The organism is Burkholderia cepacia complex sp. TUM26381 (assembly GCF_057439935.1).
Genome location: NZ_CM172006.1, coordinates 2,000,444 through 2,018,585, shown reverse-complemented (window position 1 = coordinate 2,018,585; position 18,142 = coordinate 2,000,444). Strand labels below are relative to the sequence as shown.

The following is an 18,142-nucleotide window of genomic DNA, read 5'->3' as shown; positions in this document are numbered from 1 at the left end:
ACAAGAAAAGCCTGAACAGGAAGGAATCGCTCGCCGATGAGTTATCACGACGAACAAGAATCGATTGAAAGTCTCAAGGCGTGGTGGGCCCGCTGGGGCGACCTCACCACGTGGATCGTGCTCGCGGCGCTCGTCGTCGCGGCCGGTTTCAACGGCTGGAACTACTGGCAGCGCCGTCAGGCCGCCGAGGCGTCCGGGCTGTACGAGCAGGTTCAGAAGGCCGCCGCCGCGAACGACAAGGCGACGATGGCCCGCGCGGCCGGCGACATGGAAGACAAGTTCGGCAGCACGCCGTATGCGCAGATGACGGCGCTCGCGGCCGCGAAGACGCTGTATGCGGCCGGCGACACCGCAGGCGCGAAGGCGCAGCTGCAATGGGCCGTCGATCACGCCAAGGACGACGAGTACAAGCAGATCGCGAAGCTGCGTCTCGCGTCGCTGCTGCTCGACGAAAAGGCGTACGACGCGGGCCTCGCGCTGCTGTCGGGTGCGACGGTCGATGCATTCAAGGGCCTCGTGGCCGATCGTCGTGGCGATCTGCTGGCTGCGCAAGGCAAGACCGACGATGCGCGCGCCGCTTACAAGCTCGCACTCGACGGCCTGTCGAAGGACGACCAGTCTGCGCGCCAGCTCGTGCAGTTCAAGCTGGACGCGCTCGGCGGCTGACCCCCGGTCCCCTCAACCTCTTAACTCTGCTTCGCTAACCGATGAATTTGCTGAAACGTTACGCTGTGCCCGTTGCCTGCGCGGCGGCTGTCCTCGCTTTGGCGGCCTGCTCGTCGTCGAAGGACGCGCGCCGCGTGCCGACGCCGCTCACCGAGTTCAAGCCCGTCATGGACGTGCAACAGGTCTGGAAGGCGAGCGTCGGCAAGGGTGGGCGCTACCTGTTCTCGCCGGTGGCCGTGGGCGACGCCGTCTTTGCTGCGGGCGAAAACGGTTCGGTCGAGAAGATCGATGCGAAGACGGGCCAGACCATCTGGCGCTCGAAGGTCGGTTCGGACCTGTCGGCCGGTGTCGGCAGCGACGGCAACCTGACCGCGGTCGGCGCACTGAAGGGCGGTGTGTTCGTGCTGGGCCCGGACGGCAAGCAACTGTGGAAGACGGCAGTGCAGGGCGAGATCTTCTCGCCGCCGCTCGTCGGCAACGGCCTCGTGGTCGTCCGCACGATCGACGGCCAGGTGATCGCGTTCAACGCGCAGACGGGCGAACAGAAGTGGAACTACCGCAACCGTGCGGTGCCGCTGAATCTGCGCGTGTCGGCCGGCATGACGTTCGCGGGGGATGCGGCCGTGCTGGCAGGCTTCCCGGGCGGCGGTCTCGTTGCGATCAACCTGCAGACGGGCGAGCCGTTCTGGCAGACCCCGGTGTCGTTCCCGAAGGGCGTGACCGAGGTCGAGCGCATCAATGATGTCAGCGGCCCGCCGACGCTCGTGGGTGCGGAAGCCTGCGCGGTGACGTTCCAGGGTCAGCTCGGCTGCTTCGATGCGAACTCGGGCCGTGCGCTGTGGGAAAAGCCGTTCTCGAGCCGCAGCGGTCTCGCCCAGGACGATTCGGTGGTCGCCGGCGGCGACGACTGGTCGGTCGTGACCGCGTACGACGCGGCCTCGGGCAACCAGCTGTGGCGCAACGACAAGCTGAAGAGCCGTGACGTCGGCGTGCCGTACCTGCTCGGGCACGCGGTCGTGATGGGCGATTACAAGGGCTTCGTGCACTTCCTGTCGCGCGAAGACGGCAGCTTCATCGCCCGGATGAAGACCGACGGCAGCGCGATTGCAGCGGCGCCGGTCCTCGCGGGCAATACGCTCGTGGTGCAGACGAAGGACGGCGGCCTGTACGGGTTCCGTCCGCGCTGACGCGCAGGAAAAACAGGTGCGGCCGGGGCGCGGCGGGCTTGTCCCGCGCGCCCCGGCCGTGCAGCATGAGGGCGGCCGGTGTTCCCGGCCGCTCGGTATTTGAAAGGCAGTTCGAGACGAAAGACGACGGCGCGCAACGCGCGCCGGGCGCGCGCATCCGAGGCGGCGCGAATTCGTGATATTTTCATTCAGCGCAGCCGCCCGCAGCAGCGGGCCTCCCGCTGCTGCGCTTCACCGTAGAAAACACAGATGAAACCGGTCATTGCCCTCGTTGGGCGCCCCAATGTGGGGAAATCCACGCTGTTCAACCGGCTCACGCGTTCGCGCGATGCGCTGGTCGCCGACTTGCCGGGCCTGACGCGCGATCGCCATTACGGCGAAGGGCGCGTCGGCGAACGCCCGTACCTGGTCGTCGATACGGGCGGCTTCGAACCCGTCGCGAAGGACGGCATCCTGCACGAAATGGCGCGCCAGACGCGGCAGGCCGTCGAGGAAGCCGACATCGTCGTCTTCATCGTCGACGGCCGCAACGGGCTCGCGCCGCAGGACAAGTCGATCGCCGACTACCTGCGCAAGACCGGCCGGCCGATCTTCCTCGTCGTCAACAAGGCCGAGGGGATGAAGTACACGTCGGTCGCGGCCGACTTCTACGAGCTCGGGCTCGGCGACCCGCGCGCGATTTCGGCCGCGCACGGCGACGGCGTGACCGACATGATCAACGAGGCGCTGGAGGTTGCTTACGCCGACCGCCCGGAGGAAGAGGACGAGAACGACCCGTCGCGCGGCATCAAGATCGCGATCGTCGGCCGTCCGAACGTCGGCAAGTCGACGCTCGTGAACGCGCTGATCGGCGAGGATCGCGTGATCGCGTTCGACATGCCGGGTACGACGCGCGATTCGATCTACGTCGACTTCGAACGTAACGGCAAGAAATACACGCTGATCGACACGGCCGGCCTGCGGCGTCGCGGCAAGGTGTTCGAGGCGATCGAGAAGTTCTCGGTGGTGAAGACGCTGCAGTCGATCTCCGATGCGAACGTCGTCATTCTTCTGCTGGATGCGCAGCAGGATATTTCGGACCAGGACGCGCACATCGCCGGCTTCGTCGTCGAGCAGGGCCGTGCGCTCGTGATCGGCGTCAACAAGTGGGACGGTCTCGACGAACACGCGCGCGACCGCGCGAAAGCGGATTTGACCCGCAAGCTGAAATTCCTCGACTTCGCGAAGTCGCACTTCATTTCGGCTGCGAAGAAGACGGGCATTGGCGCGCTGATGCGCTCGGTTGATGACGCGTACGCAGCGGCGATGGCGAAGCTGCCGACGCCGAAGCTCACGCGCGCGCTGATCGAGGCCGTCGAATTCCAGCAGCCGCGCCGTCGCGGCCCGGTGCGTCCGAAGCTGCGCTATGCGCACCAGGGCGGCCAGAATCCGCCGCTGATCGTCATCCACGGCAACGCGCTCGACGCGGTCACGGAAACCTACAAACGCTACCTCGAAAACCGGTTCCGCGAAACTTTCTCGCTGACCGGGACTCCATTGCGCATAGAGTTCCGTTCGTCGAACAACCCGTACGCGGACAAGGGCTGAAGCACGCCCCGCAAGGGTAGGCCGCAAGGCCTACGCCCCGGGCGGGGCAGGCAAAATCGGCTATAGTGTAGCGATTGGCGCCGGATCTCTTTTTCTTCGCCGCCAATCCAGATCAACCTGCAAAAAAAGATGGAGTACGCCATGAGCAACAAAGGGCAATTGTTACAAGACCCGTTTTTGAACGCACTGCGCAAAGAGCACGTTCCCGTTTCGATCTACCTCGTCAACGGCATCAAGCTTCAAGGGAACATTGAATCGTTCGACCAGTACGTCGTGTTGCTCCGTAATACGGTGACCCAGATGGTCTACAAGCACGCCATCTCGACGGTCGTGCCGGCGCGTCCGGTGAATTTCCACCCGGACGCGGAAGCCACCACGTCCTAACCTATCGCAGCGGCCGGCATCCGGTCGCCGCGAGCGACCGATGCCAGCCGCCTTATCTTGACACCCGATAATTTGATCAACGCAGCGCTCGTCGGCATCGATTTCGGCAAGACCGATTTCGAAGCCAGTCTCGAAGAACTCAGTCTTCTCGCCTCCAGCGCGGGGGCCCGTCCCGCCGTCACCCTCACGGGTCGTCGCGCCAGTCCCGATGCCAAGATGTTCATCGGCAGCGGCAAAGCCGAAGAACTACGGCTTGCGTGCGACGCGCACAACGTCGAAATCGTCATCTTCAACCACGCCCTGGCGCCGGCCCAGCAACGCAATCTGGAGCAGGCACTTAACAGGCGTGTGGTCGATCGCACGAGCCTCATCCTCGATATCTTCGCGCAGCGCGCCCGCAGCCACGAAGGCAAGCTGCAGGTCGAACTCGCGCAGCTGCAATACCTGTCGACGCGGCTCATTCGTGCATGGACCCACCTTGAACGGCAGAAGGGCGGTATCGGCCTGCGCGGCCCCGGCGAAACGCAGCTCGAAACCGACCGCCGGCTGATCGGCGAGCGCATCAAGATGCTGAAGTCGCGGCTCGACCGGCTGCGCCGGCAGCACAGCACGCAGCGTCGGCAGCGCGCGCGCAGCGGCACGATGTCGGTGTCGCTCGTCGGCTATACGAACGCAGGCAAGTCGACGCTGTTCAATGCGCTGACGAAAGCACAGGCTTACGCGGCCGACCAGCTGTTCGCCACGCTCGATACGACGTCGCGGCGCGTGTACCTCGGCGACGAGGTCGGCCAGATCGTCGTGTCCGATACGGTCGGGTTCATCCGCGAGCTGCCTCACCAGCTCGTCGCGGCCTTCCGCGCGACCCTCGAGGAAACGATCCACGCGGATCTGCTGCTGCATGTGGTCGATGCGTCGAGCGCGGTCAGGCTCGAGCAGATCGAGCAGGTCAACGGCGTGCTGCACGAGATCGGCGCGGACACGATCCGGCAGGTGCTGGTGTTCAACAAGATCGACGCCGTGCCCGAGCTGGCGGCCCGCGGCGACGCGGTCGAGCGGGACGAATATGGTAATATTTCGCGCGTCTTTTTGAGCGCGCGCACCGGTCAGGGTCTTGATACGTTGCGTGCCGCCATCGCCGAAATCGCCTCCGCGGAACACCTCTCCAGTGCGACGTTACCCAGCGGCGCGCTCGACGGCGCACCCGCAGAACCACACGAAGACCACACGATTTCCGAACACGGGCGCTAACCGGTCCCGGCCGGTTCGCCGGCGTCTTATCTGGTGAACAAACTCTGGTGAACGAATACAACGAGCGGAGTACCTGGCGGCGGATGCGCGCCTTGCTGTCGATCAACGATCCCCGCTGGGGACGCGGCGAAGGCAATGGCAAGGACGGATCCCGTCCGCGTCCGAACGAATCGAAGCGTCCGCAAGGCGGCGACGGCGATGGTCCGCCCGATCTCGACGAGATGTGGCGCAACTTCAACCGGCGCCTGAGCGGCCTTTTCGGCGGCAAGGGCGGCAACGGCTTCCGTCCTGACAACGGGCGGGCTGCACGCGTCGGCGTCGGCATTGTGATCGGCGTGCTGGTCGCAGTCTATGCAGGCAGCGGGCTGTTCGTCGTGCAGGAGGGCCAGACAGGCGTCGTGCTGCAGCTCGGCAAGCTGTCGGGCACGGTCGGCCAGGGCGTGCACTGGCGCGCGCCGTATCCGTTCGCGTCGCACGAGATCGTCGACACGTCGCAGGTCCGCTCGATCGAGATCGGCCGCAACAATGTCGTGCGTCTCGCGAACGTGAAGGAAGCCGCGATGCTGACGCGCGACGCCGACATCGTCGACGTGCGCTTCATCGTCCAGTACCGGATCCGTTCGGCCACCGACTACCTGTTCCGCAGCATCGATCCCGAACGCAGCGTGTCGCAGGCCGCGCAGGCCGCGGTGCGCGCGATCGTCGGCACGCGCAGCGCGGCCGACATGCTGAACCAGGACCGCGACGCGCTGCGCGAGCAGCTTTCCACCGCGATCCAGCGCGATCTCGACCGCTACCAGTCGGGCCTCGAAGTGACGGCCGTCACGATGCAGAGCGTCGCGGCGCCGGAGCAGACGCAGGCCGCCTACGCCGAAGTCGCGAAGGCGCGCGACGAGCGCGAGGCCGCCAAGCGTGCCGCGCAGGCGTATGCAAGCGATCTGTTGCCGAAGGCGCAGGGCGATGCCGCGAAGCTCGTCGACGAAGCGAAGGCCTACGCCGATCGCGTGGTCACGCAGGCCGAAGGCGACGCCGACCGCTTCAAGCAGGTCTACGCGCAGTACTCGAAGGCGCCCGCGGTGATCCGCGAGCGGATGTACCTCGAGACGATGCAGGAAATCTATTCGAACGCGACGAAGGTGTTCGTCGGCAACAAGGGCGGCAACAGCGTCGTGTACCTGCCGCTCGACAAGCTCGTCGAGCAGGGGCGGCAAAACGCCGCAGCGTCGACCGGCGCGTCCGCGCCCGACGCGGCGTCGGCACCGGCGGCCGTGGCGCCGGCGGCAGCCGCAGCCGCAGCCGTGCCCGCGAGCGCCGCACCGGCCGCCGCGGCATCGGGCGTCGATGTGCTGCGATCGCGTGAAGCGTTTCGCAGCCGGTCGCGCGAAGACGATACGAAGTAACGGGGAGCGCAGAACATGAACCGAATCATTGCGCTCGTCGTCGCAATCGTGATCGTTGCCTTCGCGGCGTCGTCGACGGTCCTGACCGTCGATCCGCGCCATACGGCCGTGCTGTCGGGCCGCGACGGCGCGCAGCCCGAGCTCGCAGGCCCCGGCATCCATTTCAAGCTGCCGCCGCCGCTGCAGACGGCCACGCTGATCGACACGCGCCTGCAGTCGCTCGAGTCGTCCGATCCGCTGCAACTGGCAACCGAAGACAAGCACGACCTGCTCGTCGCGTATGCGGCGAAGTACCGGATCAGCGATCCGATGAAGTATTTCACCGCGACGGGCGGCGACCCGGCGGCGGCGACCGAACGGCTGTCCGGCGCGCTGAAGAGTGCGCTCGGCGACGCGTTCGGTACGCGCGCGCTCGACGATGCGCTCGGTGGCCAGCGCGCGATCGCCGATGCGGCCCGCGATGCGGCGAAGGCGAAAGCGTCCGGTTTCGGCGTCGATGTGGTCGACGTCCAGCTGACGCGCGTCGACCTGCCGGCCGCGCAGACGGATGCCGTCTACCAACGGATGATCGGCGCGTTGCGCGATCAGGCTGCACAGGTGCGCGCGCAAGGTGCGTCCGACGTCGAGCAGATCAAGGCCGACGCCGAACGCGAACAGCAGGCCGTGCTCGCGAACGCGTACAAGTCCGCCCAGACGATCAAGGGCGAGGGCGACGCGAAGGCCGCGACGATTGCCGCCGATGCGTTTGGCCGCGATCCGCAGTTCTATCAGTTCTACGCGAGCCTGCAGGCCTACCGGAACACGTTCAAGCGCAACGACATCATCGTCGTCGATCCTGACAGCGAGTTCTTCCGCTTCATGCGCAGCCCGACGGGCGGTGCCGCACCGGCGGCACCTGCTCCCCGCAAACATTGACCTTGGGGCGCCGCGTCGAGCGGCGCCGTCGCTCGCATGGACCTGGCTGGCTCGTTGTTGCTCGCAGTAGCGCTGATGCTGATCATCGAGGGGGCGTTCCCCTTCGTGTTTCCCGTCGCCTGGCGCGACACGTTTCGTAGAATAGCTGAGCGGCCGCCGCATCATATCCGGATCGGCGGGCTGATCGTGATGGCGCTCGGGCTCGTGCTGCTGCTGCTCGCCACCTGATCCGGAAGGCGCATCCGCCGTTCCGTTCCGCCCGATTCCGAAGTTCCGATTTCAACTCGCGGCGCGCGTGTCACGCGCCGTTCCCCGTCGTAGGACCGTACCGATGTCGACCTGGTTACTTCCCGAGAATATCGCCGACGTACTGCCGTCGGAAGCGCGCAAGATCGAGGAGCTGCGTCGCAGGCTGCTCGACCGCTTCCGTTCGTACGGCTACGAAATGGTGATGCCGCCGCTGCTCGAGTATCTCGAGTCGCTGCTGACGAGCGGTGGCGCGGACCTTCGTCTGCGCACCTTCAAGCTGGTTGACCAGTTGTCGGGCCGCACGCTCGGCCTGCGCGCGGACATGACGCCGCAGGTGGCACGGATCGACGCGCACCTGTTGAACCGTCAGGGCGTGACGCGTCTCTGCTATGCGGGCCACGTGATGCATACGCGTCCGCGCGGCCTGCACGCGACGCGCGAGCAGATCCAGATCGGCGCCGAAATCTACGGGCATGCCGGGCTGGAAGCCGACCTCGAGATCCAGCAGCTGATGCTCGACGCGCTGCATCTCGCGGGCCTGTCGCGCATCCGCCTCGACCTCGGCCACGCGGGCGTGCTCGCGGCGCTGCTGGCGCGCGACGCGCAGGCCGCCGAGCGTGGCGAGTCGCTGTACGACGCGCTGTCGGGCAAGGACGTGCCGCTCCTGAACGAACTCACCGACGATCTCGGCGCCGATACGCGTGCCGCGCTGCGCGCACTGCCGAACCTCTACGGCGACGCGAGCGTGCTCGCCGAGGCGCGCGCACGCTTGCCGGTCCTGCCCGAAATCACGCGGGCGCTCGACGATCTGGCGCAGCTCGCGGCGCAAGCGAAGGGCGCCGAAGTCGCGATCGATCTCGCCGACCTGCGCGGCTACGCGTACCACAGCGGTGCGATGTTCAGCGCGTACATCGACGGCGTGCCGAACGCGATCGCACGCGGCGGCCGTTACGACCACGTGGGGCAGGCGTACGGCCGTGCCCGCCCGGCAACGGGCTTCTCGCTCGACCTGCGCGAGCTCGCGCGGATTTCGCCGGTCGAGGCGCGCGGCACCGCGATCCTCGCGCCGTGGGCGCAGGACGATGCGCTGGGCGCGGCCGTGGCCGCGCTGCGCGATGCGGGCGAGGTCGTGATCCAGGCACTGCCGGGTCACGATCACGTGCTCGACGAGTTCGCGTGCGACCGTTCGCTCGTCGAGCGCAACGGTGCATGGGTGGTCGAACCCCGATAAACAGGCGTTCGCGGGCCGTGCTTCGGCGTGCATATCGTTGAAGCGAAACGGAAAAATTCGGAATCGCCCGCGAACATAGGTAGAATACGTTTTTAACCAGCTAACGAATCAACATGTCTGCCAGCGCAGTGAACGTGACTCCCGGGCGCAATGTCGTCGTCGTGGGAACGCAATGGGGTGATGAAGGCAAGGGCAAGATCGTCGACTGGCTGACGGACCACGCTCAGGGCGTCGTGCGTTTCCAGGGCGGTCACAACGCCGGCCACACCCTCATCATCGGCGGCAAGAAAACGATCTTGCGCCTCATTCCGTCGGGCATCATGCGTGAAGGCGTCGCCTGCTACATCGGCAACGGCGTCGTCCTGTCCCCCGAAGCACTGTTCAAGGAAATCGGCGAGCTCGAAGAAGCCGGCGTGAACGTGCGCGACCGTCTGTTCATCTCCGAAGCCACGACGCTGATCCTGCCGTACCACATCGCGATCGACCAGGCGCGCGAAGCGCGCAAGGGCGCGGGCAAGATCGGCACGACGGGCCGCGGCATCGGCCCTGCGTACGAAGACAAGGTCGGCCGCCGCGCGCTGCGCGTGCAGGACCTGTTCGACGCGAAGACCTTCGCCGACCGCCTGCGCGAAAACCTCGATTTCCACAACTTCGTCCTGACCCAGTACCTGGGCGGCGCGGCCGTCGATTTCCAGGCCACGCTCGACACGATGCTCGGCTATGCCGACCGCCTGAAGCCGATGGTGGCAGACGTATCGCGTCGCCTGTACGACGCGAACAACGCGGGTCAGAACCTGCTGTTCGAAGGCGCGCAAGGCACGCTGCTCGACATCGATCACGGCACCTATCCGTTCGTCACGTCGAGCAACTGCGTCGCGGGTGCGGCGTCGGCTGGCGCGGGCGTCGGTCCGCAGAAGCTCAACTACATCCTCGGCATCACGAAGGCGTATTGCACGCGCGTCGGTTCGGGCCCGTTCCCGAGCGAACTGTACGATGCGGACAATCCGCAGCGTCAGGACCAGGTTGGCGTCACGCTCGCGAACGTCGGCAAGGAATTCGGCTCGGTCACCGGCCGTCCGCGCCGCACGGGCTGGCTCGACGCCGCTGCGCTGCGCCGTTCGATTCAGATCAACGGCGTGTCGGGCCTGTGCATGACGAAGCTCGACGTGCTCGACGGCCTCGACGAAGTCAAGCTGTGCGTCGGCTACAAGATCGACGGCAAGGATGTGGACATCCTGCCGCGCGGCGCAGCCGATGTCGCGCGTTGCGAACCCGTGTACGAAACGTTCCCCGGCTGGAAGGAAAGCACGGTCGGCATCAAGACGTGGGATGCGCTGCCGGCGAACGCGCAGGCGTACCTGTCCCGCGTTCAGGACGTGGCTGGCGTGCCGGTCGACATGGTGTCGACCGGCCCGGACCGCGACGAAACGATCCTGCTCCGCCATCCGTTCAAGGTGTAATTCACAGATGACGCAGCAAATTTCGATGACGGCGGCAGATTTGATGACCGATCCGCGCAACGACGACAAGAACCTCTGGGTGGGCTGGGACGAATATCATCGTCTGATCGAGCTGCTCGCGCTCCAGGTGCACGCCTCGGGCTGGAAGTTCGACCAGATCCTGTGCCTCGCGCGCGGCGGCCTGCGTGTCGGTGATCAGCTGTCGCGCATCTACGACGTGCCGCTCGCGATTCTCGCGACGAGCTCGTACCGGGAAGCGGCGGGCACCGAGCAGGGTGAGCTCGACATCGCGCAGTACATCACGATGACGCGCGGCAATCTGGCAGGCAACGTGCTGCTGGTCGACGATCTCGTCGATTCGGGCGTCACGCTCGCGCGCGTGCAGGAGCACCTGAAGGAGCGCTATCCGTCCGTGACGGCCGTGCGCTCGGCCGTGCTCTGGTACAAGGGTTGCTCGAAGGTCAAGCCCGACTATCACACGCAGTTTCTGCCGACGAATCCGTGGATTCACCAGCCGTTCGAGGAGTGGGACACGGTTCGTCCGCACAACCTCGAGGCGTGGATCAAGCGCGGTCGCGCGCAGCGCGACGGGTCGGGCGCGTAAGCGCCTGCCCGATCGAAGGAAAGCCTTGTACGGCGCCGCTTGCGGCGCCGTTTTTCATTGGCGCGCCGGGTGCGCCGGGCGGTGCGCGCCGCGGATCCGGTAGGCAGACGGCGCGGCCCCGGCTATGATGGCAGCCCCTGCCACAGCTCGCGCCGGATTGCATGCGCAGTGTGGCTCACGTGGTTCCACGGCAACAGAGCAGGGCGGCGTTTCACGGGGGCGCGAGTAGAATAGCGCTCGTTTTGTCCGACCCGGACCCGATTATTACGTTTCATATGAACGACACGATCCACGCGACCGACGCCGCACACGCGCCGCATTCGACGCAACAACACTCGATGCGGGCGCTAGCGATAGCAGCCATCGGCGTCGTGTTCGGCGACATCGGCACCAGCCCGCTGTACTCGCTGAAGGAGGCGTTCAGCCCCGCCCACGGCATTCCGCTCACCGAGGGGTCGATTCTCGGCGTGATCTCGCTGCTGTTCTGGGCAATCATCCTGGTGGTCGGCGTCAAGTACCTGCTGTTCGTGATGCGGGCCGACAACAACGGGGAAGGCGGCGTGCTCGCGCTGATGGCGCTGTCGCTGCGGCCGCTCGACTCGAAAACGCGGGTCGCGGGTGCGCTGATGGCGCTCGGGATCTTCGGTGCGTGCATGTTCTACGGCGACGCGGTGATCACGCCGGCAATCTCCGTGATGTCGGCGGTCGAGGGTCTCGAAATCGCGACGCCGCACCTGTCCCATCTCGTGCTGCCGATCACGATCGTGATCCTGATCGCGCTGTTCTGGATCCAGCGCCACGGCACCGCGCTGGTCGGCAAGCTGTTCGGGCCGATCATGGTTCTGTGGTTCGTCGTGATCGCAGCGCTCGGCGTGTACCACATCGTTCGCGTGCCGGGCATCATCGCGGCCGTCAACCCGTACTACGCGGCATCGTTCATGGCCGACCACCTGCTGCAGGCCTACGTCGTGCTCGGCTCGGTCGTGCTGGTGCTGACCGGGGCGGAAGCGCTCTATGCGGACATGGGCCACTTCGGTGCAAAGCCGATCCGGATCGCCGCATACGGGCTCGTGATGCCGTCGCTCGTGCTGAACTACTTCGGCCAGGGCGCGCTGCTGATCCAGAACCCGAAAGCGATCGAAAACCCGTTCTTCCTGCTGGCGCCCGAATGGGGGCTGCTGCCGCTCGTCGTGCTGTCGACGGTCGCGACCGTTATCGCGTCGCAGGCTGTGATCTCGGGCGCATATTCGCTGACGTCGCAGGCGATCCAGCTCGGCTACGTGCCGCGCATGAAGGTGCTGCACACGTCGGAACTCGCGATCGGCCAGATCTACGTGCCGGTCGTGAACTGGCTGCTGCTGTTCGTGATCCTCTGTATCGTGGTCGGCTTCAAGAGCTCCGATAACCTCGCGGCTGCGTACGGCATTGCGGTGACGGCGACGATGGTGATCACGACCGTGCTCGCGTGCGTCGTGATGGTGAAGGTGTGGAACTGGAACCGGTTGCTGGTCGGCGCGATCATCGCGGTGTTTCTCGCGATCGACCTCGGCTTTTTCGGCGCGAACCTGCTGAAGGTCGCGCAAGGCGGCTGGCTGCCGCTCGGCATCGGCGCGCTGCTGTTCTTCCTGCTGATGACCTGGTACAAGGGGCGTCACATCGTCAAGGAACGCACGGCGGCCGACGGTATTCCGCTCGAGCCGTTCCTGCAGGGGCTGCTTGCGCATCCGCCGCATCGGGTGTCGGGCACCGCGATCTACCTGACCGGCAACGACAAGCTCGTACCCGTCAGCCTGCTGCACAACCTGAAGCACAACAAGGTGCTGCACGAGCGGACCATTTTCCTGACGTTCGTCACGCGCGACTTTCCTTACGTCCGCGGCGACAAGCGCCAGACTTCGCGCGATGCGGGCGGCGGGCTGTACATCGTCAAGGCCGAGTACGGCTTCAACGAGACGCCGGACGTGAAGGCCGTGCTCGAGGAGTTCGGCCGCACGCACGACATGACGTTCGAGCTGATGGACACGTCGTTCTTCCTCGCGCGCGAAACGGTCGTGCCGACGCATCTGCCCGGGATGTCGATCTGGCGCGAGCGCGTGTTCGCGTGGATGCACCAGAACGCCGCGAAGCCGACCGACTTCTTCTCGATTCCGGCGAACCGCGTCGTCGAGCTCGGTACGAAGATCGAGATCTGACCGGGCGCGGCGCGCAGGCGGTTCAGCCGCGCGCCGCGTTCGCCGACAGCGCCATCGCGCCGCGATCGTCCGCATCGCCCGCCGCGAACGCAGCCGCATAGCGCTGCGTGTCCCGCGTCACCCAATCCAGATAGCCGCGTATCCAGTACCGGTAGCCGTCGACGAGGCCGCGCACGCGCGTGTCGGCGTGCTGGACAAGCGCATCGGCGCACTGCACGAACTCGGCGATCTCGGCGCGTACGCGGTAGGCCGTGTAATCGACGCCGGCCTGCAGCGAATGACCGCGCGCCGCGTGGATCATCACCATGTTCCGGAACTGGCCCGGCTGGCGTGCTTCGATACCGATACTCTGGATGTCGTTGCACCAGCAGACGATATGGTTCGCGTGCCGGCCCAGCGCCTGGATCTCAGGCCGGTGAAACGTGTCGGGCGGGACGGCGCCGGAATTGGCCACGTCCGCCAGCGCCAGGCAAGGATTCATGCCGCTCGTGTGGCGCCGGATCGTTTCGTACTGCGGCACGGCGACCGGCTCGACTTTCAGGTGACCGAGAATCTGCAATCCGGCCGTGGTGGCCCACAGGCGCATCCCTTGCGCGAAGCGCGCGAAATGCTCGGCGGACAGGCGCGCACGCAGCCGTTGACATACGTCGAACCACGCTCGCTCGCCGTAGACCGGCTCGGGGCCCGTACATTCGTAGTCGAGTACGTCGATCATCGCGGTCAGGTTGCGCAGCGTATCGGGGCCGATCGGCACCGCGCGATTGACGAACGCGTCGTCGGCGAGAAAGAACCACACGAAATAATCGGCAAGCGCCTGCAGCAGCGGAGGATCGGCGTTCGGGTAACAGCGCGCGGCGAGCCAGCCGTATCGGGTGCGGGCGACGCGCTCCCGATGGTCGTCGGAGGCGAGCAGGCCGTATGCGCCGGCCCATTCGAGCATGCGCGATTCGATCAGCTCGACGTGCGGTGAACAGGCACCGGCCCACGGCACATCGAAAACGGGAATGCGCAAGGCGGCCAGTTCGGTTTCCAGATCATCTGCTTTCATGATTCCCCGATCCATTTTGGCGAATAGGGGCCGGCTTGCTGGCCGGCGCCCATTCCGGATGTCATGTGTCGTGAATCGACTTCAGAACGTGGTAATGAGAGACGGGAGGCTTGACGCGCGCGGCGCGTCTGAGCGCCGCTGGGAATCCTGTTGCCGAGCGGAAAGATCATTTCGCCTTTCCAGGACATTGAAATGCCGTTTGCGAATTAATTTTATGTACGGTATCCGACGCGTCAAGAAAATGCATGCTGCAGTGCGAATTGTTTAACTCGCTGATTGGAAACAGGGAAGTGGTGACGAAATTGCATATATTCGTTTTTCATCGCGAATCCTGAATCCGTGCGGCGATGCAATAAAAAAAGCCCGCCGTAAGGCGGGCTTTTTTGTGCGTCGACGGCTTTCGCGTGCTCAGCGCTTCAGCTTCGCGAATGCCGCGGCCATCGCGCCGGCCGGTTCCGGCTCGCGCGAACGCTGCGGGCGAGCCGCGCCGCGTCCCGCGTTGCCGCGATCCTGGTCGCTGCGCGACGACATGCCGGGCGCTGCCGCGTCGTCGTCGAGGCGCATCGTCAGCGCAATGCGCTGGCGCTTCACGTCGACGTCGATCACCTTCACCTTGACGACCTGGCCGGCCTTCACGACTTCGTGCGGGTCCTTGATGAACTTCGTCGACATCGCGGATACGTGGACGAGGCCGTCCTGGTGAACGCCGATATCCACGAACGCACCGAACGCGGCGACGTTCGTCACGACGCCCTCGAGCGTCATGCCCGGCACGAGATCCGACACCTTCTCGACGCCTTCGCGGAACGTCGCCGTCTTGAATTCCGGACGCGGATCGCGGCCCGGTTTCTCGAGTTCGGACAGGATGTCGCGCACGGTCGGCAGGCCGAAACGCTCGTCAACAAATTCCGTCGGGGACAGGCCCGACAGTGCTTCGCGGTTGCCGAGCACGTCGTCGATACGCTTGCTGATCTTCGCGAGCATCCGTTCGACGACCGGATACGCTTCCGGGTGCACCGACGAGCGGTCGAGCGGATTCTCGCCGCCGTTGATGCGCAGGAAGCCGGCGGCCTGTTCGAAGGTCTTGTCGCCGAGGCGCGGCACCTTGCGCAGGTGCTCGCGCGACGGGAACGGGCCGTTCGCATCGCGGTAGTCGACGATGTTGCGTGCGAGCGTTGCGTTCAGCCCCGACACGCGCGCGAGAAGCGGCGCCGACGCCGTGTTCGCGTCGACCCCGACCGCGTTCACGCAATCCTCGACGACCGCGTCGAGCGAGCGCGCGAGTTCGCGCTGGTTCACGTCGTGCTGGTACTGGCCGACGCCGATTGCCTTCGGCTCGATCTTCACGAGCTCGGCGAGCGGATCCTGCAGGCGGCGTGCGATCGACACGGCGCCGCGCAGCGACACGTCGAGCTCCGGGAATTCCTTCGCAGCGAGCTCGGAAGCCGAGTAGACCGATGCGCCGGCTTCCGACACGACGATCTTCTGCAGGCGCAGCTCCGGGTGCTTCGCGATCAGTTCGCTCGCAAGCTTGTCGGTTTCGCGCGATGCGGTGCCGTTGCCGATGCTGATCAGTTCGGCCTGCGTCTGCGCGGCGATGCGCGCGAGTTTCGCGATCGAGCCGTCCCAGTCGCGGCGCGGCTCGTGCGGGTAGATCGTGTCGGTGGCGAGTACCTTGCCGGTGCGGTCGACGACCGCGACCTTCACGCCCGTGCGCAGGCCGGGGTCGAGACCGATCACGGCCTTCGGGCCGGCCGGCGCGGCCAGCAGCAGGTCGTTCAGGTTGCGCGCGAACACGCGGATCGCTTCGGCTTCGGCCGTTTCACGCAACTGCGTGAGCAGTTCGTTCTCGATATGCGGCTGGACCTTCACGCGCCAGCACCAGCGGCAGACGTCGGACAGCCATTTGTCGGCCGGCCGGTTCTGGTTCGCGATGCCGAAATGGCGCGCGATCATCGCCTCGCCGGGGTGCGGCACCTGCGCGTCGAGCTCTTCACCGAGGCCGAGCTTGACCGTCAGCACGCCTGCGTTACGGCCGCGGAACAACGCGAGTGCGCGGTGCGACGGCACGGTCTTGATCGTTTCCGCGTAGTCGTAATAGTCGCGGAATTTCTCGCCTTCCTCGTTTTCCTTGCCTTCGACGACAGCCGACGACACGACCCCCTGGTTGTGCAGGTAGTCGCGCAGCTTGCCGAGCAGCTCGGCCGTTTCGCCGAACTGTTCGGACAGGATGTCGCGCGCGCCGTCGAGCGCGGCCTTCACGTCGGCCACGCCCTTGTCGGCGTCGACGTACGCGGCCGCCTCGGCCTGCGGGTCGAGCAGCGGGTTCGCGAGCAGCGCCTGCGCGAGCGGCTCGAGACCGGCCTCGCGGGCGATCTGTGCACGCGTGCGGCGCTTCGGTTTGTACGGCAGATAAAGGTCTTCGAGCACCTGCTTGCTGTCGGCTGCGTCGATCGCGGCACGCAGCTCGCCGGTCAGCTTGCCCTGTTCGTCGATGCTCGACAGGATTGCCGCGCGGCGATCCTCGAGCTCGCGCAGATACAGGAGGCGTTCCTCGAGCTGGCGCAACTGCGTGTCGTCCAGGTTGCCGGTCACTTCCTTGCGGTACCGGGCAATGAACGGAACGGTCGAGCCTTCGTCGAGGAGTTGCACGGCCGCCGCGACCTGGCGCGGCTGGACGGACAGTTCGGTGGCGATGCGCTGTACGATCTTGAGTGCTACGGTTTCCGTCATGTCGTAGATGGTCTATCTGCCTGCTGAAATCGCGGCGAGGGCCGGCAGGCCCGGAGCGGCGGGCTGCATGGCGGGCCCGGCGGGCCAGATGCCGCGGGTGAGTGAAGCGGGGCATTTTGCCATAAATGGCGGAGCGTCCAGCCGGGGGTGATAGAATTTGACACATGTCCCGCAGCTTTCCTACGACGTTGCCAACTTCCCGATTTTCTCTCGTCGCGCTCGGCGCAGCGCTCGCCGCGGCTTTGTCCGCCGGGCCTTCCGGCGCGTTCGCGCAGGCCTCGGGCGCACCCGCGCCGGACGCCGTCGCGGCCGCACCCGTTGCAGCCTCCGCCGCGCCGGATTTCGACGCCCGTCAAAAAGTGCTCAATCAACGCTCCGCCGAAAACGATTATCGTTATGCGGTGGCCGAGCACGATTGCTACAGCAAGTTCTTCGTCAATTACTGTCTCGGCAAGGCGCGCGACCAGATGCGCGACGAGCGGGCAGGCATTCGCCAGGAGCAGCTCGCGCTCAACGACGAGCAGCGTGCGGTGCGCGCGCAGCAGCGCGACCAGCAGCAGGCGCTGAAGCAGGCACAGAATGCGGCGGAAGCGCCGCAGCGCGCGGCGAACGAGGCGGCAAACGCGGCTGCATTCCGCGACAAGCAGGAGCAGAATGCACTGAAGCAGGCGCAACGCGGCGCGGAAGGGCCGCAACACGCGGCGAGCAAGCAGGCATACGACCAGAAGCAGGCGGATTTCCAGCACAAGCTCGACCAGGCGCACCAGCAGGCTGGGCAGAAGGCGCAGGAGCGGGCGGACAACGCCACGCGCTACGAGCAGAAGCAGAAGGAAGCCGCGCAGCACAAGGCCGATGTCGAGCGGCGTCAGCAGGAAGCGGCCGACAAGGCCAAGCAGCAGCAACAGCAGGGGCAGTAACGTGTTGGATTGATCGGGATCAGTCTCGGGCGCGCCGGCATGCCAGCCGTCGCGCTGCTTCGATGAGGAGGCAAGTATGCAAAACCGTCACACGGAACAGCAGCAGGAATTGCACAACCGTTTGGCTGCATTGCAGGAGCAGCACCAGCAGCTCGCTCGGGAGATCGAGCTGAAGGAAGGACACTCCGACATCGACGACATCACGCTGCACCGGCTGAAGAAGGAAAAGCTGGCCGCCAAGGACAAAATCATTCTGCTGCAATCGCAGCTCGAACCGGATAAGCGCGCCTGAGCGCGGCCTGGCAAGCGCCGGCGCCGCCC

Annotated in this window: 16 protein-coding genes; 14 read left to right on the top strand and 2 right to left on the bottom strand. The window is 65.9% G+C overall.

Annotation, left to right across the window (positions count from 1 at the left end):
- Positions 1-36 precede the first annotated feature (36 nt).
- The 12 genes from ACWMMN_RS09420 (at position 37) to ACWMMN_RS09365 (ending at position 13,123) form a co-directional block, all read left to right on the top strand.
- On the top strand, positions 37-666 hold the full coding sequence (locus tag ACWMMN_RS09420; protein WP_486422611.1) for a tetratricopeptide repeat protein: 630 nt from the start codon (positions 37-39) through the stop codon (positions 664-666).
- A gap of 41 nt (positions 667-707) precedes the next feature.
- Positions 708-1,853 (top strand): outer membrane protein assembly factor BamB, encoded by a 1,146-nt coding sequence (bamB, locus tag ACWMMN_RS09415; protein ID WP_059234014.1) that lies wholly within the window; start codon positions 708-710, stop codon positions 1,851-1,853.
- A gap of 249 nt (positions 1,854-2,102) precedes the next feature.
- Positions 2,103-3,440 (top strand): ribosome biogenesis GTPase Der, encoded by a 1,338-nt coding sequence (der, locus tag ACWMMN_RS09410; protein WP_059234015.1) that lies wholly within the window; start codon positions 2,103-2,105, stop codon positions 3,438-3,440.
- A gap of 141 nt (positions 3,441-3,581) precedes the next feature.
- Positions 3,582-3,824 (top strand): RNA chaperone Hfq, encoded by a 243-nt coding sequence (gene hfq / locus ACWMMN_RS09405; RefSeq protein ID WP_006754897.1) that lies wholly within the window; start codon positions 3,582-3,584, stop codon positions 3,822-3,824.
- 72 nt (positions 3,825-3,896) lie between these two features.
- Positions 3,897-5,072: a GTPase HflX gene (gene hflX / locus ACWMMN_RS09400; protein WP_174994142.1), complete on the top strand. Its 1,176-nt coding sequence runs from the start codon at positions 3,897-3,899 to the stop codon at positions 5,070-5,072.
- A gap of 47 nt (positions 5,073-5,119) precedes the next feature.
- Positions 5,120-6,472: an FtsH protease activity modulator HflK gene (hflK, locus tag ACWMMN_RS09395; RefSeq protein ID WP_486422610.1), complete on the top strand. Its 1,353-nt coding sequence runs from the start codon at positions 5,120-5,122 to the stop codon at positions 6,470-6,472.
- A 15-nt stretch (positions 6,473-6,487) separates the two neighbouring features.
- Entirely contained in the window at positions 6,488-7,387 is a 900-nt protein-coding gene (gene hflC / locus ACWMMN_RS09390) for a protease modulator HflC (protein WP_174994117.1), read from the top strand.
- A 36-nt stretch (positions 7,388-7,423) separates the two neighbouring features.
- Positions 7,424-7,615: a DUF2065 domain-containing protein gene (locus ACWMMN_RS09385; RefSeq protein ID WP_009687995.1), complete on the top strand. Its 192-nt coding sequence runs from the start codon at positions 7,424-7,426 to the stop codon at positions 7,613-7,615.
- Positions 7,616-7,718: 103 nt separating this feature from the next.
- Positions 7,719-8,867, top strand: coding sequence for an ATP phosphoribosyltransferase regulatory subunit (locus ACWMMN_RS09380; RefSeq protein WP_059234020.1), 1,149 nt, complete (start codon positions 7,719-7,721; stop codon positions 8,865-8,867).
- A gap of 113 nt (positions 8,868-8,980) precedes the next feature.
- Entirely contained in the window at positions 8,981-10,327 is a 1,347-nt protein-coding gene (locus tag ACWMMN_RS09375) for an adenylosuccinate synthase (protein ID WP_124450234.1), read from the top strand.
- A 7-nt stretch (positions 10,328-10,334) separates the two neighbouring features.
- Positions 10,335-10,931: a phosphoribosyltransferase gene (locus ACWMMN_RS09370; RefSeq protein ID WP_059234022.1), complete on the top strand. Its 597-nt coding sequence runs from the start codon at positions 10,335-10,337 to the stop codon at positions 10,929-10,931.
- 275 nt (positions 10,932-11,206) lie between these two features.
- Complete coding sequence (locus ACWMMN_RS09365; protein WP_059234023.1) at positions 11,207-13,123, top strand: potassium transporter Kup; 1,917 nt, start codon at positions 11,207-11,209, stop codon at positions 13,121-13,123.
- 22 nt (positions 13,124-13,145) lie between these two features.
- Here the strand turns inward: ACWMMN_RS09365 and ACWMMN_RS09360 are convergent, their stop codons facing one another.
- Complete coding sequence (locus ACWMMN_RS09360; protein WP_486422609.1) at positions 13,146-14,171, bottom strand: terpene synthase family protein; 1,026 nt, start codon at positions 14,169-14,171, stop codon at positions 13,146-13,148.
- Positions 14,172-14,579: 408 nt separating this feature from the next.
- Positions 14,580-16,904, bottom strand: coding sequence for a Tex family protein (locus ACWMMN_RS09355; RefSeq protein ID WP_486422608.1), 2,325 nt, complete (start codon positions 16,902-16,904; stop codon positions 14,580-14,582).
- A gap of 164 nt (positions 16,905-17,068) precedes the next feature.
- Here ACWMMN_RS09355 and ACWMMN_RS09350 point away from each other — a divergent pair, with 164 nt between their 5' ends.
- Complete coding sequence (locus ACWMMN_RS09350; RefSeq protein ID WP_486422607.1) at positions 17,069-17,821, top strand: hypothetical protein; 753 nt, start codon at positions 17,069-17,071, stop codon at positions 17,819-17,821.
- A 76-nt stretch (positions 17,822-17,897) separates the two neighbouring features.
- A complete protein-coding gene (locus ACWMMN_RS09345; RefSeq protein WP_006478692.1) occupies positions 17,898-18,113 on the top strand; it encodes an HP1242/YdcH family protein in 216 nt (71 codons plus the stop codon).
- The last annotated feature ends 29 nt before the right edge of the window (positions 18,114-18,142 follow it).

What these genes read in the sequence shown, in the direction of transcription:
- ACWMMN_RS09350 (WP_486422607.1), top strand. Translation starts at nt 17,069, where the DNA reads ATGTCCCGCAGCTTTCCTACGACGTTGCCAACTTCCCGATTTTCTCTC.
- der (WP_059234015.1), top strand. Translation starts at nt 2,103, where the DNA reads ATGAAACCGGTCATTGCCCTCGTTGGGCGCCCCAATGTGGGGAAATCC.
- ACWMMN_RS09370 (WP_059234022.1), top strand. Translation starts at nt 10,335, where the DNA reads ATGACGCAGCAAATTTCGATGACGGCGGCAGATTTGATGACCGATCCG.
- hflC (WP_174994117.1), top strand. Translation starts at nt 6,488, where the DNA reads ATGAACCGAATCATTGCGCTCGTCGTCGCAATCGTGATCGTTGCCTTC.
- ACWMMN_RS09420 (WP_486422611.1), top strand. Translation starts at nt 37, where the DNA reads ATGAGTTATCACGACGAACAAGAATCGATTGAAAGTCTCAAGGCGTGG.
- ACWMMN_RS09375 (WP_124450234.1), top strand. Translation starts at nt 8,981, where the DNA reads ATGTCTGCCAGCGCAGTGAACGTGACTCCCGGGCGCAATGTCGTCGTC.
- ACWMMN_RS09385 (WP_009687995.1), top strand. Translation starts at nt 7,424, where the DNA reads ATGGACCTGGCTGGCTCGTTGTTGCTCGCAGTAGCGCTGATGCTGATC.
- ACWMMN_RS09365 (WP_059234023.1), top strand. Translation starts at nt 11,207, where the DNA reads ATGAACGACACGATCCACGCGACCGACGCCGCACACGCGCCGCATTCG.
- hfq (WP_006754897.1), top strand. Translation starts at nt 3,582, where the DNA reads ATGAGCAACAAAGGGCAATTGTTACAAGACCCGTTTTTGAACGCACTG.
- ACWMMN_RS09380 (WP_059234020.1), top strand. Translation starts at nt 7,719, where the DNA reads ATGTCGACCTGGTTACTTCCCGAGAATATCGCCGACGTACTGCCGTCG.
- ACWMMN_RS09355 (WP_486422608.1), bottom strand. Translation starts at nt 16,904, where the DNA reads ATGACGGAAACCGTAGCACTCAAGATCGTACAGCGCATCGCCACCGAA.
- ACWMMN_RS09360 (WP_486422609.1), bottom strand. Translation starts at nt 14,171, where the DNA reads ATGAAAGCAGATGATCTGGAAACCGAACTGGCCGCCTTGCGCATTCCC.
- bamB (WP_059234014.1), top strand. Translation starts at nt 708, where the DNA reads ATGAATTTGCTGAAACGTTACGCTGTGCCCGTTGCCTGCGCGGCGGCT.
- ACWMMN_RS09345 (WP_006478692.1), top strand. Translation starts at nt 17,898, where the DNA reads ATGCAAAACCGTCACACGGAACAGCAGCAGGAATTGCACAACCGTTTG.